Raw genomic sequence first — 16,559 nt, 5'->3', positions numbered from 1 at the left:
ACACGGTGAATCCGGAACCGTCATCGGTGTTCGCATCTTCGACCGCGACGAAGACGACGATCTCCCAGCAGGCGTCAACCAGCTGGTCCGCGTCTACGTAGCGCAGAAACGTAAGATCCAAGACGGTGACAAAATGGCTGGCCGCCACGGGAACAAGGGCGTTATCGCCAAGATTCTCCCGATGGAAGACATGCCATTTATGGCCGACGGAACACCAGTTGATATGATCCTGAACCCACTGGGTGTTCCAGGACGTATGAACCTGGGTCAGGTCATGGAACTACACCTCGGATGGGCCGCCGCCAACGGTTGGAAGATCGAAGGCGAACCAGACTTCCTGGCCAAGCTGCCGAACCTGCCGCGTGAAACCGGACCGGTCAACGTTGCCACCCCGGTCTTCGACGGTGCAGAAGCCGAAGAAGTCACCGGCCTACTGGGCCACGTCAACCCCACCCGCGACGGCGAACGCCTCATGGGTACTAACGGGAAGGCGCAGCTGTTCGACGGTCGCTCTGGAGAGCCATTCCCAGAGCCGATCTCGGTTGGCTACATGTACATGCTGAAACTGCACCACTTGGTTGACGACAAGATCCACGCGCGTTCAACAGGACCGTACTCGATGATTACCCAGCAACCACTGGGTGGTAAAGCACAATTCGGTGGTCAGCGCTTTGGTGAAATGGAGGTATGGGCACTGGAAGCATACGGTGCCGCATACACCCTGCAGGAACTGCTCACCCACAAATCTGACGACGTCCACGGCCGTGTCAAGGTCTATGAAGCCATCGTCAAGGGTGAAAACATTCCAGAACCAGGCGTTCCAGAATCGTTCAAGGTATTGATCAAGGAAATGCAATCCTTGTGCCTGAACGTGGAAGTACTTTCCGCCGACGGTCAATCCATCGAAATGCGTGACTCGGATGAAGATTCATTCCGTGCTGCTGAAGAACTAGGCATCGACCTCTCCCGGGCTGAACCCAGCTCGGTAGAAGAAGTCTAAGTTCCACACACAACAAAGTCTTTCATCCACTTTAGAACCAGGAGTTCATAGGACAATGTCCACAGAAAACTCATTCGGCCTCATGCGCATCGGACTGGCCACCGCAGACCAAATCCGCGAGTGGTCCTACGGTGAGGTCAAGAAACCTGAAACCATTAACTACCGCACACTGAAGCCAGAAAAAGATGGCCTGTTTTGTGAGCGCATCTTCGGTCCAACCCGCGACTGGGAATGCTATTGCGGCAAATACAAGCGCGTCCGTTATAAAGGCATCATTTGTGAACGCTGTGGTGTAGAAGTCACTCGTTCCAAAGTTCGTCGTGACCGCATGGGCCACATCGAACTGGCTGCACCAGTCACCCACATCTGGTACTTCAAAGGTGTCCCATCCCGTCTTGGCTACCTGCTGGACCTGGCGCCAAAAGATCTCGAAAAGATCATCTACTTTGCCGCCTACATGATCACCAGCGTTGACGAAGAAGCTCGTCACGCCGATCTACCAAACCTGCAGGCCGAGCACGACCAGGAAATCAACTTCCTGAAAAAACAGCTCGACTCCGACATTGCTGCCATTTCGCGTGAGCTCGAAGAAGAGCTCGCCGAACTGGAACAATCCGGTGCTAAAGCCGCAGAGCGCGAAAAAGCCAAATCCTTGGGCGAAAAAACCATGGCACAGGTTCGCAAACGCTCTGAAGCCGAAATCGCCCAGTTGGAAGAAGTTTGGGATCGCTTCAAAAACCTGAAGGTCGGCGACCTGGAAGGCGACGAACAAGTCTTCCGTTCGCTGCGTGACAAATACGGCGAATACTTCGAAGGCTCGATGGGTGCTGAAGCAATCCAGCGACGTCTGCAGACCTTCGACCTGGAAGGTGAATCTGAAAAGCTTCACGAAATCATCCAGACTGGTAAAGGCCAGCGCAAAACCCGTGCGCTGAAGCGACTGAAAGTGGTCAACGCGTTTTTGACCACCGACAATAAGCCAGAAGGCATGGTCTTAGACGCCGTCCCGATCATTCCACCAGAACTGCGCCCAATGGTGCAGCTCGACGGTGGCCGTTTTGCGACCTCCGACCTCAACGACCTCTACCGTCGTGTGATCAACCGCAACTCGCGTCTGAAGCGCCTGCTTGAATTGGGTGCCCCAGAGATCATTGTCAACAACGAAAAGCGCATGCTGCAGGAATCCGTCGACTCGCTGTTCGACAATGGCCGCCGCGGCCGTGCCGTCACCGGACCGGGCAACCGTCCGCTGAAGTCACTATCTGACATGCTCAAGGGTAAACAGGGCCGTTTCCGTCAGAACCTGCTGGGTAAACGTGTCGACTACTCGGGCCGTTCGGTCATCGTGGTCGGTCCACAGCTGGAACTGCACCAGGCCGGTCTGCCAAAGCAGATGGCACTGGAGCTGTTCAAACCATTCGTCATGAAGCGTCTGGTCGACCTGAACCACGCGCAGAACATCAAATCTGCCAAGCGGATGGTCGAACGGACTCGCCCACAGGTTTGGGACGTGTTGGAAGAAGTCATTACCGAACACCCGGTACTGCTCAACCGCGCACCAACCCTGCACCGTTTGGGTATCCAGGCGTTTGAACCACAGCTGGTCGAAGGTAAAGCTATCCAGCTGCACCCGCTGGTCTGTGCCGCATTCAACGCAGACTTCGACGGCGACCAGATGGCAGTTCACCTGCCGCTGAGCCCCGAAGCCCAAGCCGAAGCGCGCCTGTTGATGCTGTCGTCCAACAACATCCTGAAACCATCCGATGGTCGCGCAGTTGCCGTGCCATCACAGGATATGATCATTGGTCTGAACCACCTGACCGACGTCCGCGACGACGTCGTTGGTGTAGGCAACGCCTACTCCTCGCTAGGTGAAGCAATCATGGCCATGGACGCCGGCAAGGTACACCTGAACGCAACCGTGACCATCGGTGTGCACGACTTTGTGCCATCCGAGGTGCAAACTGCTCCAGAAGGTTGGGAACCAGGACAGCGCGTCAACCTGGAAACTACCATCGGTCGCGTGTTGTTCAACCGATTGCTGCCAGCCGACTACCCGTGGGTAGAAGTTGTCGCCACGAAGGGAACGCTGGGCGAATTGGTCAACGACCTCGCTGAACGCTACCCGTTGGTTTCTACTGCTCGTGCGCTGGACAACCTCAAAGACGCTGGTTTCTACTGGGGTACGTGGTCGGGTGTCACCGTTGCGATCTCTGACATCACTTCGAACTTCGACAAAGCGTCGATTATGGAAGGATATGAAGATCAGGCAACGAAGGTTCAGACCCAGTACGAAACCGGTCTGATTTCGGATGACGAACGCCGCGCCGAACTGATCGACGTCTGGAACAACGCCACCGACGAAGTGGCCGCCGCAATGCAGGCCGGTATGGGCAAACAGAACGCCATTAACCGCATGGTCACCTCCGGTGCTCGCGGTAACTGGCTGCAGGTACGTCAGATTGCCGGTATTCGTGGCCTGGTAGCCAACCCGAAGGGTGAGATTATCCCACGTCCGATCAAGTCCTCTTACCGTGAGGGCCTGTCGGTACTGGAATACTTCTCCGCTACCCACGGTGCTCGTAAGGGCCTGGCCGATACCGCGTTGAAGACCGCGAACTCTGGTTACCTAACCCGCCGTTTGGTCGACGTGTCTCAGGACGTTATCGTCCGTGAAGATGACTGCGGTACCAATAAGGGACTCGTCACGGTCATCGCCGAACCAAACGAGAACGGCGAACTGGTACTGGTCGACGACATCGAAACGTCAGCTTACTCTCGAGTACTGGCCCGCGATGCCAAAGACGCTGACGGCAACGTGATCGTCGAAGCCGGCAAGGACATCGGCAGCACCAAGCTGGATATTTTGCGCGATGCCGGAGTCACTGAGATCCGCATCCGTTCGGTTCTGACCTGTGACTCAGCTGTTGGAACCTGTGCCAAGTGCTACGGTCGCTCGATGGCTACCGGCAAGGTTGTCGACATTGGCGAAGCTGTCGGTATTATCGCAGCACAGTCGATTGGTGAACCAGGTACACAGCTGACCATGCGTACGTTCCACACCGGTGGTGTCGCATCGGCTGACGATATTACCCAGGGTCTGCCACGTATTCAGGAACTCTTCGAAGCCCGTACCCCGAAGGGTGTCGCCCCAATCTCCGAGGTCGCCGGTCGCGTGACCATCGAAGAAGACGACAAACAGGTTCGTCTGGTGCTCACCCCGGATGACGGTTCCGAAGAAATGGCCTACCCGGTGCTGCGTCGTTCGCGTCTGCTCGTCGAAGACGGCCAGCACGTGGACGTCGGTACCCAGCTGGTTGCTGGGGCCATCGATCCTAAACAGGTCCTGCGTGTCCTTGGTCCACGCGCCGCCCAGAAATTCCTGGTCGACGAGGTCCAAGAGGTCTACCAGTCACAGGGTGTTGGCATTCACGACAAACACGTGGAAGTCATCGTCCGTCAGATGCTACGTCGTATCACCATCATTGACTCTGGTGAAACCGACTTGCTACCAGGTGAACTGGCTGACCGCGCCACCTTCGTTGCCGCCAACCGTGCTGCCGTTGCCGAAGGCAAACGCCCAGCCGTTGGTCGTGACGAACTGATGGGTATCACCAAGGCCTCGCTAGCAACCGACTCGTGGCTATCGGCCGCTTCCTTCCAGGAGACGACCCGCGTGCTGACGCAGGCCGCCATGGAAGGCAAGGCCGATCCACTGCTCGGCCTGAAGGAAAACGTCATCATTGGTAAGCTCATCCCGGCCGGAACCGGTCTGGACCGCTACACCAACGTCGCCGTTGAACCGACCGATGAGGCCAAGGCCAACATGTTCACCGGTGCCGCAGCATTCCCGGATTTTGATTACCCGGGCATGGACACCGAAATCGGTGGCGACTTCCACGCTATCCCGTTGGAGGACTACGGAATGGGTGGCGACTTCCGCTAACCTCGTAGGCCACTAAAACCGGCCCTCAACCTAGAAAGAGCCAGTGCGAATTTTCGCACTGGCTCTTTGTTGTCTCACTAAATAAACATTAACTATTGCTGGCGCTGACGCCGCTGCTTAAATATCTGAGCCATGACAAAGCTATACAACCCCACGAACCAGCTCAGCCCCACGCCAACCCAGTTGGTCGGGTCCGTCGCAACGAGCGTGATGATCCCAACGATAATAAACAACGACCCGAAACCGGTCAGCAGCAAAACTAACGCGGTCGAGGGCAGGGTAGGGGTTTTTGTATCGATCTTGGTCATGAAATATCTAGCTCTCTTCATCAGTAGCGATCAGAACGCTATATTCACCCTAAGCATTATCGCGCAGTTACCGCTAACCGCTAACGCGATCACTGTCCATGAAAACCAACGGCCGCGACCCTGACGAGTCAGGACCACGGCCGTTAAAGGATGCCAGAGAGCTGCAGTACTAACCTCTGCGCGCAAGATACCGATTGAACGCCTGGCTCAGCACCTTATTGATCGGGTAGTCCCATTCACCCATCGTCTCGATGACGTCTGCGCCCATGGTCGTTTTAAACCGCGTCAGACCAGCAAGCTCGTGTTCTTTCTTCAACGTGGGGGAGACTCCGCCCAAGTCATACCAGCGAGCGCCAGCTTCTAGGCTGAGCTTGACTTGTTCCAATTGCAGCGCGCGAGGAGCATAACGTTTTGACTCAGCACGCGTCGACGCCCCATACACATACCAGCCGGTATCTTGTTGCTGCACATAAATCGCAGAAGCAAGCAGCTGATCCTCATAGTGGGCAAATAAGACCTTGCACTGAGCGATATCCGAAGCATTTAATGCATTGAACATCGACTCAAAATAGGTTTGAGGACGACCAGTGAAGTCATCTCGCTCGGCCGTTTCCTCATACAGGGTTTGCCACTGGTCAATATCCGAAATGTCGCCTACGGAGATCTGTAAATCCGAGCGCATCGATTTACGCGTCTGACGCCGTGAAGTACTGTCCATGCGGGCTAGCACGTCATCGACCGCTTGGATAAATTCCGGGGACTCGCGGTCAGCGCGTTGTTCGGCGGTGAGCTCCGGCAGAGGGATCCGCGCCTGGAACTGGGCCTGACCCGGTCCGAATTCTTCAGTCATTTCGGGCTTCTTCCAGCCCAGCCGCACCAAGGAATCTTCCAAAGACCAAGCCGTGGGGTTGGACTCCGCCGGATGGAGATCTGGAATCATGTCGTGTTCGTTGGCAGATAGCGTGCGCCGGATGGTCTCGGCCTCCCAGCGGCGCAGATTGAAGGGTAAGCCCATTCGGATCAAGAACGCGCCCTGACTGCGCATATATGGCACCAGCGGATTTACAAGAGAATCTAAGGCAATGGTTTCAGGATCAAAAACTGGTCCCTCTGCCATATACGCTAAGCTCCGGCCCCTTAGACCAGGCACCGGGATCGGACGGTATAGCACTAAGCTTGTGGCCACCAACCGATCATTGTCCAACCAACCCAATGATTGGCTACGCCACGCTGGCTTGGTCTGGGGCCAATAGGGGTTTTGTAAGAAGGAAGCGCGCGGTTGCTCAGCGAGGAACCTTTGATGTTCTTCCGTGGAAATCTCTTGAATATTCAGGGTCTTATGTTGTGTCACGTCTCCAGCGTACCCCAGCTGTGGAAGGTTCCCTGGGGTAGGGCGAGCAGGGTCACGGCTGGCAGTTGCTAAACTCGTCCATTATGAGTTCACAGATCCCTGCTGCCCAAACCTTTGTCCCGGTGATTACCGGGGGAGACCTCGGCGCTTATACGCTGGCCCGCGAATTTCATGAAGCATACGGGGTGACATCAGCCATCGTCCCCACCGCAGAAAACTTGGTAGTGGGCGGTAGCAAAATTACCCACCTGCATCCTGCCGGCGCGATGTTTGAACCGGCGCGCGTCGTTGAACATCTCGGGCGCGTTGCTCAACATCTGCAACGTGACGGCGAGCGCCCGCTGCTCCTATTGGCCGGCTATGATCACCTCGTGCGGATTGTCATAGAGCACAGCGAAGAGCTTCGCGCTATGGGGTATGTCTTCCCAGACCTCACGACCGATCAATTGGATCGCGCATCGCTGAAAGAAAACTTTTATGCGCTGTGTGACGAGCTGGGGGTCAGATATCCAAAGACTGTTTCCATGGACTGCTCACAGGGCGTCCAGGCAGTGGATGAGTTTTTAGAGTCCGTCACCGAGGTAGGGCTGGATTACCCGCTGATACTGAAAGCCGGAGACGGCGCGGCGTGGGCCAATACTCGCTTCCCTGGCCGTCGTAAAGTTCATTTCTTGTACGAGCCTAACCAATTGCAGGAGATCCTCACGCAAGCTATCAATGCGGGCTACCGCGGTTCGCTAATCATTCAGCAGTTCATTCCGGGACCGGATTCCAACCTTCGAATCCTCACACACTTCCGTGACCGTACCGGCCAGAACTCGCTGACCGGTCTAGCCGAAGTCATTGTTGAAGACCACGCTCCGGGTTTAGAAGGCAACTCGCGAGCCGTGGTTGCAGTCTCCGATGCCCAGGTAGAAGAACAAGGTGCACGACTCATGGATGCATTGGACTGGCACGGCTTTGGCATGTTTGACCTCAAAATTCATGAGGCCACAGGAGAGGCCTACTTCTTGGAGATGAATCCTCGGCTGGGCCGCCATCATTACTACCTGACGGTAGCTGGAGCTAACCCTGCCGCCTACCTCTACCGGGAATTCATCGATCCCACACCTCACGGCGAACCGGTGACTACCGATGGACCCGCCGCTTCATTAACGATTCCTCTCAAGCTGGCCAAACACTACGCTGCACCTGACCAGCAACAGCAACTTGCTGCTGCAAAGCGTGCCAATCGTATTGGATGGCCATTGCAGTACAGCCGAGACCGCAACCTCAAACGTGACCTGTATCAGCGATATCGCTTGACCAAAGCCGCTGCCGAAGTGGCTCACACCCCGGGCACGATGAACGCTTAGATGATGGTGTGAGGCCGCGTTGTGCTTGCGGCATACCTTCGCTTCTTCTGTCGGGACCGAAGCCCCTGCGTCTGACAGCAGAGGTCACCGGCCCCCACAAGTGTCAATGCTTCGTCCTACCGCTGTCACAAGGCGTGTGTTCGCCGAGGTGACCGCTGTAGTGTTGGTTTTGAACGAGCGACAGTTGATCTTCAGCATGCTCGATGGCATGGAGATCGAGCGGTCACCTAGGCTCATATCTGCCATTACGCATCTGCAAAGTGATCAAACCCTACTCCTTGGCCAAATTGTGGCAATGTGACCGAACCTGGTACACTGAGAACGATTGTTTCAAAGTGGCAGTAGGACTCTGTCCGGGTTGCGGGGAACTTGCGCAACAAATGCCACCTTTTTGCACGTCTAAAGTCGAATAGCCTCAGACGTCGAAAAACGACCAAGCTTTCTTTCGATCCGATGCGCTTCATCCCGCCTCGGACCGTCCGAAAGAAGATAAATCATACGGAGAATATTTTGCCAACAATTCAGCAGCTGGTCCGCAAGGGCCGCACGCCAAAATCTAAGCGTGTTGGTGCGCCTGCGCTTGACGCGCGCCCAATGCGCCGTGGTGTCTGCACCCGTGTTTACACCACCACCCCTAAGAAACCAAACTCCGCGCTGCGTAAAGTCGCACGTGTCCGCCTGGCCGGTGGTATCGAAGTTACAGCCTACATTCCAGGTGAAGGCCACAACCTCCAGGAGCACTCCATCGTGCTCGTTCGTGGCGGTGGCGTGAAAGACCTTCCAGGTGTCCGCTACAAGATTGTTCGCGGTGCTCTGGACACTCAGGGTGTCAAAGATCGCCGTCAAGCTCGTAGCCGTTACGGCGCTAAGAAGGAGAAGTAAACCATGCCACGTAAAGGTCCTGCGCCCAAGCGCCCACTGGTAGTTGACCCTGTTTACAGTTCGTCCTTGGTCACCCAGTTGATTAACAAAGTTTTGGTTGATGGTAAAAAGTCAACCGCCGAACGTATCGTTTACGGTGCCCTCGCCGGTACTCGTGAAAAAGGTGGCGACGATCCAGTAGCTACGCTCAAGAAAGCTCTGGATAACGTTCGTCCCGCACTTGAAGTCCGCTCACGTCGTGTAGGTGGCGCCACCTACCAGGTACCTGTCGAGGTCAAGCCTGGTCGTGCTACCGCTCTCGCACTTCGCTGGCTGGTTACCTTCTCGAAGGCACGCCGCGAAAAATCGATGACTGAGCGTCTGACGAATGAAATTCTGGATGCTTCCAACGGGCTGGGTGCAGCTGTAAAACGTCGTGAGGACGTGCACAAGATGGCCGAAGCTAACAAGGCGTTTGCCCACTACCGCTGGTAAACCAAACACCAACTCAGTACTCGATCCGAGCCGTTGCCTCACCCAGGAGTCTGTGGCTCACGGAACCAGGCAACAATCAAGGGAGAACCTGTGGCACAACAAGAAGTGCTTACCGACCTCACAAAAGTACGTAACATCGGCATCATGGCTCACATTGACGCCGGTAAAACCACCACGACCGAGCGTATCCTCTTCTACACCGGTGTAAGCCACAAACTGGGTGAAACCCACGACGGCGCTTCAACCACCGACTGGATGGAGCAGGAAAAAGAGCGCGGTATCACCATTACCTCCGCTGCTGTTACCAGCTTCTGGCACGGTAATCAGATTAACGTCATCGACACCCCAGGTCACGTTGACTTCACTGTTGAAGTAGAACGCTCCCTGCGTGTCCTCGACGGTGCAGTTGCTGTATTCGACGCTAAAGAAGGCGTAGAACCACAGTCCGAGACCGTATGGCGTCAAGCTGACAAATACGGTGTACCTCGTATTTGCTTCGTCAACAAGATGGATAAGCTCGGTGCAGATTTCTACAACACCGTCGAAACCATCAAGTCTCGCCTGGGTGCCAAGCCGCTGGTTATGCAGCTGCCAATTGGCGCTGAAAGCGACTTCATCGGTGTCGTAGACCTCGTCACCATGAAAGCTTTCGTGTGGCCAGAAGATGCCAAAGGTGACACTGCCCTTGGTGCTAGCTACGAAATTCAGGACATTCCTGCAGAACTCCAAGAACGCGCTGAAGAGTACCGCAACGAGCTGGTTGAGTCCATTGCCGAATCATCGGAAGAACTGATGATGAAGTACCTGGACGGCGAAGAGCTCACCAACGAAGAAATCAAGGCAGGCGTTCGCGCGCTGACAATCGCTGACGAAGCCTACCCGGTCTTCTGTGGCTCTGCTTTCAAAAACCGCGGTGTCCAGCCAATCATTGACGCTGTCATTGACTACCTGCCCTCCCCATTGGATGTCGAGTCTGTGACCGGTACTTCCATGAAGGACCCAGAAGAAGAACTGACCCGCAAGCCAAGCCTGCAGGAACCATTCTCTGCGCTTGCATTCAAGATCGCGGCTCACCCCTTCTTCGGTACCCTGACCTATATCCGTGTGTACTCGGGTAAAATCTCGGCCGGCGATACCGTCCTGAACGCGACCAAGGGCAAACAGGAACGTGTCTCCCGTCTGTTCCAGATGCACGCCAACAAGGAAAACCCTGTTGATGAAGCACAGGCGGGTCACATCTACGCTGTTGTGGGTCTCAAAGACACCACGACCGGTGACAGCCTGTCGGCTAAAGAAGCTCCGATCATCCTGGAATCCATGGAATTCCCAGAACCAGTGATCTCGGTTGCAATCGAGCCAAACTCCAAGGGTGACCAGGAAAAGCTGTCGACCGCTATTCAGCGCCTGTCGGCAGAAGACCCAACCTTCACCGTGTCTCAAAACGAAGAAACCGGCCAGACCGAAATCGGCGGCATGGGCGAACTGCACCTCGACGTGCTGGTCGACCGCATGAAGCGCGAATTCAAGGTTGAAGCTACCGTGGGTAAGCCACAGGTTTCCTACCGCGAGACCATTCGCCAGAAGGTCGAGTCCGTCGACTTCACCCACAAGAAACAAACCGGTGGGTCCGGTCAGTTCGCGAAGGTCGTTGTGACCTTCGAACCACTGGATACCGAAGATGGCGAAATTTACGAATTCAAAAACGCCGTCACCGGTGGACGTATTCCTCGTGAATACATCCCGTCGGTCGACCAGGGCATCCAGGAAGCCATGCAGTTTGGTGTCTTGGCTGGCTACCCAATGGTTGGCGTCAAAGCTACTCTGGAAGACGGCGCATACCACGACGTCGACTCCTCGGAAATGGCGTTCAAACTTGCCGGCTCCCAGGTCTTCAAAGAAGGTATCAAACGCGCAAAACCGGTTCTGCTTGAACCGATTATGTCCGTTGAAGTGCGTACCCCAGAAGAGTACATGGGCGATGTCATTGGTGACCTGAACTCCCGCCGCGGTACCATCGAATCGATGGACGATGCAGCAGGTGTCAAAGTCGTTAAGGCGAAAGTCCCACTGTCCGAAATGTTTGGTTACATCGGTGACCTGCGTTCCCGTACTCAGGGTCGCGCCGTCTACACCATGACCTTCGATTCATACGGTGAAGTACCATCTGCTGTTTCTGAAGAAATTATTCAGAAACACTCCGGCCAATAATTTAGACTTATTAGCTGGCTAGATTTTTGGTGGTGGGTTTGGCCCGCCAAGCCCACCACCAGCCAGACGGTGTGTCGCCCCGAACACAACGTTTGGTACAGGACTAGGGTCCGGTCCGCGCAGGCGGCCGAGGTTGTTTAGCAATCGACGGACCGGTCCTAACCACCGGGGAAACTAGTAATAACAACATCTGACGTAGACTGGACCAAAGTCAGACCGCCACAAGCGGCTGCATGTCCTTCTCCAGTCGAACAGTTCTAGGAGGAATCTGTGTCGAAGGCAAAGTTCGAGCGGACAAAGCCGCACATTAACATCGGTACCATCGGTCACGTTGACCACGGTAAAACCACCCTCACCGCTGCGATCTCCAAGGTACTCGCCGATAAGTACCCGGAATACAACGAACAGCGCGACTACGCCGATATCGATGGTGCTCCTGAAGAGCGCCAGCGCGGTATTACTATCAACGTTTCCCACGTTGAGTACGAAACCGAAAAGCGTCACTACGCACACGTCGACGCCCCAGGCCACGCCGACTACATCAAGAACATGATTACCGGTGCTGCTCAGATGGACGGCGCAATCCTCGTTGTTGCTGCTACTGACGGCCCAATGGCTCAGACCCGTGAACACGTTCTGCTGGCCAAGCAGGTTGGCGTTCCAACCCTGCTGGTTGCACTCAACAAATCCGACATGGTCGACGACGAAGACCTGCTGGAACTGGTTGAAATGGAAGTTCGCGAACTGCTGTCCTCCCAGGACTTCGACGGCGACAACGCTCCAGTTATCCGCGTCTCCGCTCTGAAAGCTATCGAAGGCGAAGAGAAATGGGTCAAAGCTGTTGAGGACCTCATGGACGCTGTGGATGAATACATCCCAGAACCAGTTCGTGACCGCGACAAGCCATTCCTGATGCCGATTGAAGACGTCTTCACCATTACCGGTCGCGGTACTGTTGTAACCGGTCGTGCGGAGCGCGGTACCCTGGCAATCAACTCCGAAGTTGAAATCGTTGGTATCCGTGAATCCCAGAAGACCACCGTCACCGGGATCGAGATGTTCCACAAACAGCTCGACGAAGCATGGGCAGGCGAAAACTGTGGTCTGCTGCTGCGCGGTCTGCGTCGTGAAGACGTCGAACGTGGTCAGGTTGTTGTTGCACCTGGTTCGATCACCCCGCACACCCAGTTCGAGGCCAACGTCTACATTCTGTCCAAGGACGAAGGTGGCCGTCACAACCCGTTCTACTCGAACTACCGTCCACAGTTCTACTTCCGTACCACTGACGTAACCGGTGTCATCACCCTGCCAGAAGGTACCGAAATGGTCATGCCAGGTGACACCACCGAAATGACCGTCGAACTGATCCAGCCTATCGCTATGGAAGAAGGCCTCGGCTTTGCTATCCGTGAAGGTGGACGTACCGTTGGTTCCGGTCGTGTAACCAAGATCATTGCGTAAGTTCAACTTACCTTTGCAACCCTAGCGATCCGCTAGGTGCACATGAAACCCCCGCCTTGGGCGGGGGTTTTGTGTTTCTAATTGCCTTCGCACCTGCGATTAAGCGGCACCGGCAAGCAAAGCTTGCTACGATAAACGAGATACGAGATACGAGATCGGTATTGAAGTAGTCAAGCATTGCCAACCGTTCGATTCGCATTGCGGCTGCTTTTCTGTCATAATAGACAGGTTGCTCAAAACAACTGTGCCCTTAGGACGGATTTTCGACCTAATGACACCTACACAAGAGCGCACATCAAATTCCCAGATTGTTCCTAAAGCGCAGTCTGGCGAGTAAAAAAAACTTGATGATCTCACATAGTCGAGGAACCCGTATGACGGATTCGGTTATGTGAGCGAAAATAACACATGCGCCAGCTTCGGCTGCGGCGCATGTACACAGGGACAGGTACTCAACTAGTACGGAAATGAGGCAGACGCCATGGCGGGACAAAAAATCCGCATCCGGCTGAAGTCGTATGATCACGAAGTGATCGACACTTCAGCGCGGAAGATCGTTGACACGGTCACACGCGCAGGCGCACAGGTAGTTGGCCCGGTTCCACTACCTACCGAGAAGAATGTGTTCGCCGTGATCCGTTCTCCGCACAAATACAAAGACAGCCGTGAGCACTTTGAAATGCGTACTCACAAACGTCTTATCGACATCGTAGACCCGACTCCTAAGGCTGTTGACTCGCTGATGCGTCTTGATCTGCCAGCGGACGTCAACATTGAAATCAAACTCTAAGCTAGGGAGGTGCTGAGAGAACTATGACCACATCCCAGAAGAATATCAAGGGACTGTTGGGCACGAAGCTCGGCATGACCCAGGTATGGGACGAGAACAACAACCTCATTCCCGTTACTGTGGTTCAGGCTGAGCCTAACGTAGTCACCCAACTTCGCAACGAAGAAGTTGATGGCTACTCTGCTGTCCAAATTGCATACGGGGCAATCGATCCCCGTAAGGTCTCCAAACCATTGGTCGGACACTTCGACAAAGCCGGTGTAACACCGCGTCGTCACGTCGTCGAAATCCGTACCGCTGACGTAGCCAACTACGAACTCGGCCAGGACCTGACCGTTGAACTGTTCGAAGCAGGACAAAAAGTTGATGTCACTGCGAACTCCAAGGGTAAAGGCTTCGCCGGTGCCATGAAGCGCCACAACTTTGGTGGCTCATTTGCTTCCCACGGTGCGAAAAAGAACCACCGTAAACCAGGCTCGGTCGGTGGCGCTGCTACCCCAGGTCGTGTGTTCAAAGGCAAGAAGCTTCCAGGCCGCATGGGTAACGTCAAAACAACCACTCAGAACCTGACTCTGCACGGTATCGATGCAGAAAACAACCTGCTGCTCATCAAAGGTGCAGTACCTGGCCCACGCGGTCGCGTTGTTCTGGTTCGCGATGCAGTGAAGGGAGCCTAGTTCAATGGCTGTCAACAAAGTATCGGTGGATCTACCAGCTGAACTCTTTGACGTTGAGGCAAACGTTGCTCTCATGCACCAAGTTGTCAACGCACAACTTGCGGCCGCACGTCAAGGAACTCACGCGACGAAGACTCGCGCTGAAGTATCCGGCGGTGGACGCAAACCGTTTCGTCAAAAAGGTACCGGCCGCGCACGCCAGGGCTCGATTCGTGAACCACAGATGACCGGTGGCGGTATCGCTCACGGTCCACAATCACGCAACTACTCCCAGCGCACCCCAAAGAAAATGATTGCAGCAGCCCTGCGCCAGGCACTGTCTGACCGTGCCCGCAACGGACGCATCCACGTTGTCGAGACCCTGATTGATCAGGACACCCCGTCGACGAAAGCTGCAAAAACCGCGCTGGCAGAAGTATCGAACGAACGTCGTAACTTCCTGGTCGTGATCGACCGCGCCGACGACGTCGCTGCACTGTCAACTCGTAACCTGCAGCATGTTCACACGCTGTATGCTGATCAGCTCAATACGTATGACGTATTGAAAGCTGACGACGTGGTCTTTACCAAGCCTGCATACGACGCCTTCGTGGCCGCTGCAAGCGCCAAGTAGGAGGAGACCACATGTCAACTAACATCGAGAAGAATCCCCGCGACGTGATCTTTGCTCCCGTCGTGAGCGAAAAGAGCTACGCGGACATGGACGAAGGTCGTTACACCTTCCTCGTGGACCCGCGCTCAAATAAATCTGAAATCAAACTGGCTATCGAAACGATTTTCGATGTCAAGGTGGCTTCAGTCAACACCATGAACCGTGAGGGTAAGCGTCAGCGTACCCGTTTCGGCTACGGCACTCGCAAAGCTACCAAGCGCGCGGTTGTCACGCTGAAGGAAGGTTCCATCGACATCTTCGGAGGTCCGGCCCTCTAGGTCGGAGACCACTTGATCGAGGAATATATCTATGGCAATTCGTAATTACAGACCGGTTACCCCGGGCCAGCGCGGCTCGTCGGTATCCGAGTTCACAGAAATCACCCGAAATGCGCCGGAAAAGTCGTTGCTGCGCCCACTGTCGAAAACCGGTGGCCGTAACAACCTCGGACGCATTACATCACGTCACCGTGGTGGTGGACACAAGCGCCAGTACCGTCTGATCGACTTCCGCCGTCACGATAAAGATGGCGTACCGGCCAAGGTCGCTCACATCGAGTACGACCCGAACCGTACCGCCAACATTGCACTGTTGCACTACGTCGATGGAGCTAAGCGCTACATCCTCGCCCCAGCTCGTCTAAAGCAGGGCGACATGGTGGAGTCTGGCCCAAATGCCGACATCAAACCTGGCAACAACCTGCCACTTCGCAACATCCCACTGGGTACCGTGATCCACGCTGTGGAGCTGCGTCCAGGTGGCGGTGCGAAAATGGCACGTTCCGCTGGTGCATCCATCCAGTTGGTTGCTCGCGAAGGCAAATACGCACAACTGCGCCTGCCATCGGGCGAGATCCGCAACGTTGACATCCGCTGCCGCGCCACCGTTGGTGAAGTCGGCAACGCCGAGCAGATCAACATTTCCTGGGGTAAAGCCGGACGTATGCGCTGGAAAGGCGTTCGTCCGCAGACCCGCGGTGCCGCTATGAACCCTGTGGATCACCCACACGGTGGTGGTGAAGGTAAGACCTCCGGTGGTCGTCACCCTTCAAACCCGAATGGTAAGAAGGAAGGCCGTACACGCCGTCCGAACAAGGCCAGCGACCAGTACATTGTGCGTCGTCGTCCGAAAAGCAAGAAGAATCGATAGGAGCTGATCTCTTTATGCCACGCAGCCTGAAGAAGGGCCCCTACGTAGATCAGCACTTGTACCTCAAGGTTCTTGCTGAGAACGAAAAGGGCACTAAAAACGTTATCCGCACTTGGTCACGTCGTTCGATGATCATCCCGGACATGCTGGGTCACACCATTGCAGTCCATGATGGTCGCAAACACGTGCCGGTGTTCGTTACCGAATCCATGGTCGGACACAAACTGGGAGAATTCGCGCCTACGCGTACCTTCCGCGGCCACTCCAAGGACGACCAGAAAGGCCGCCGCTAGTAGCGGTGGCTGA

Annotated in this window: 15 protein-coding genes; 13 read left to right on the top strand and 2 right to left on the bottom strand. The window is 55.3% G+C overall.

Going from position 1 to position 16,559, the window contains the following annotated elements; genetic code table 11:
- Positions 1-1,000: DNA-directed RNA polymerase subunit beta (locus FB556_RS12890; protein ID WP_484068183.1), on the top strand; the 1,000-nt coding region annotated here is incomplete at its 5' end.
- A gap of 55 nt (positions 1,001-1,055) precedes the next feature.
- Complete coding sequence (locus tag FB556_RS12885; RefSeq protein WP_141868353.1) at positions 1,056-4,946, top strand: DNA-directed RNA polymerase subunit beta'; 3,891 nt, start codon at positions 1,056-1,058, stop codon at positions 4,944-4,946.
- Between the two features lie 92 nt (positions 4,947-5,038).
- Here the strand turns inward: FB556_RS12885 and FB556_RS12880 are convergent, their stop codons facing one another.
- Both FB556_RS12880 and FB556_RS12875 read right to left on the bottom strand, forming a co-directional pair.
- Positions 5,039-5,254, bottom strand: a complete 216-nt coding sequence (locus tag FB556_RS12880) for a hypothetical protein (protein ID WP_141868351.1) — start codon at positions 5,252-5,254, stop codon at positions 5,039-5,041.
- Between the two features lie 169 nt (positions 5,255-5,423).
- A complete protein-coding gene (locus tag FB556_RS12875) occupies positions 5,424-6,605 on the bottom strand; it encodes a lipid II:glycine glycyltransferase FemX (protein WP_246057487.1) in 1,182 nt (393 codons plus the stop codon).
- 83 nt (positions 6,606-6,688) lie between these two features.
- On the opposite strand from FB556_RS12875, the gene FB556_RS12870 reads away from it, so the two are divergent.
- From FB556_RS12870 to rpsS, 11 genes are all read left to right on the top strand, one after another.
- Positions 6,689-7,960 carry a carboxylate--amine ligase gene (locus FB556_RS12870; protein WP_141868349.1) on the top strand — a complete coding sequence of 424 codons (1,272 nt, stop codon included), beginning with the start codon at positions 6,689-6,691 and terminating at the stop codon, positions 7,958-7,960.
- Between the two features lie 510 nt (positions 7,961-8,470).
- Positions 8,471-8,842, top strand: coding sequence for a 30S ribosomal protein S12 (rpsL, locus tag FB556_RS12865; protein ID WP_141868347.1), 372 nt, complete (start codon positions 8,471-8,473; stop codon positions 8,840-8,842).
- A 3-nt stretch (positions 8,843-8,845) separates the two neighbouring features.
- Positions 8,846-9,316 (top strand): 30S ribosomal protein S7, encoded by a 471-nt coding sequence (gene rpsG / locus FB556_RS12860; RefSeq protein ID WP_141868345.1) that lies wholly within the window; start codon positions 8,846-8,848, stop codon positions 9,314-9,316.
- Positions 9,317-9,406: 90 nt separating this feature from the next.
- Complete coding sequence (gene fusA / locus FB556_RS12855) at positions 9,407-11,524, top strand: elongation factor G (RefSeq protein WP_281280500.1); 2,118 nt, start codon at positions 9,407-9,409, stop codon at positions 11,522-11,524.
- Between the two features lie 270 nt (positions 11,525-11,794).
- Positions 11,795-12,985, top strand: coding sequence for an elongation factor Tu (gene tuf, locus FB556_RS12850; RefSeq protein WP_141868343.1), 1,191 nt, complete (start codon positions 11,795-11,797; stop codon positions 12,983-12,985).
- Between the two features lie 481 nt (positions 12,986-13,466).
- A complete protein-coding gene (rpsJ, locus tag FB556_RS12845) occupies positions 13,467-13,775 on the top strand; it encodes a 30S ribosomal protein S10 (RefSeq protein ID WP_022871386.1) in 309 nt (102 codons plus the stop codon).
- A 23-nt stretch (positions 13,776-13,798) separates the two neighbouring features.
- Entirely contained in the window at positions 13,799-14,452 is a 654-nt protein-coding gene (gene rplC / locus FB556_RS12840; protein ID WP_043058746.1) for a 50S ribosomal protein L3, read from the top strand.
- A gap of 4 nt (positions 14,453-14,456) precedes the next feature.
- The gene (gene rplD / locus FB556_RS12835) at positions 14,457-15,065 is read left to right on the top strand and encodes a 50S ribosomal protein L4 (RefSeq protein WP_141868342.1); all 609 of its coding nucleotides are present in this window, start codon (positions 14,457-14,459) and stop codon (positions 15,063-15,065) included.
- Positions 15,066-15,076: 11 nt separating this feature from the next.
- Entirely contained in the window at positions 15,077-15,382 is a 306-nt protein-coding gene (rplW, locus tag FB556_RS12830; RefSeq protein ID WP_141868340.1) for a 50S ribosomal protein L23, read from the top strand.
- Between the two features lie 31 nt (positions 15,383-15,413).
- On the top strand, positions 15,414-16,253 hold the full coding sequence (gene rplB / locus FB556_RS12825; protein WP_141868339.1) for a 50S ribosomal protein L2: 840 nt from the start codon (positions 15,414-15,416) through the stop codon (positions 16,251-16,253).
- 14 nt (positions 16,254-16,267) lie between these two features.
- The gene (gene rpsS, locus FB556_RS12820; protein ID WP_043058742.1) at positions 16,268-16,546 is read left to right on the top strand and encodes a 30S ribosomal protein S19; all 279 of its coding nucleotides are present in this window, start codon (positions 16,268-16,270) and stop codon (positions 16,544-16,546) included.
- Positions 16,547-16,559: the final 13 nt, after the last annotated feature.

Source organism: Enteractinococcus coprophilus, assembly GCF_006716305.1.
Lineage (GTDB): Bacteria > Actinomycetota > Actinomycetes > Actinomycetales > Micrococcaceae > Yaniella > Yaniella coprophila.
This window is presented reverse-complemented; position numbering and strand designations above follow the sequence as displayed.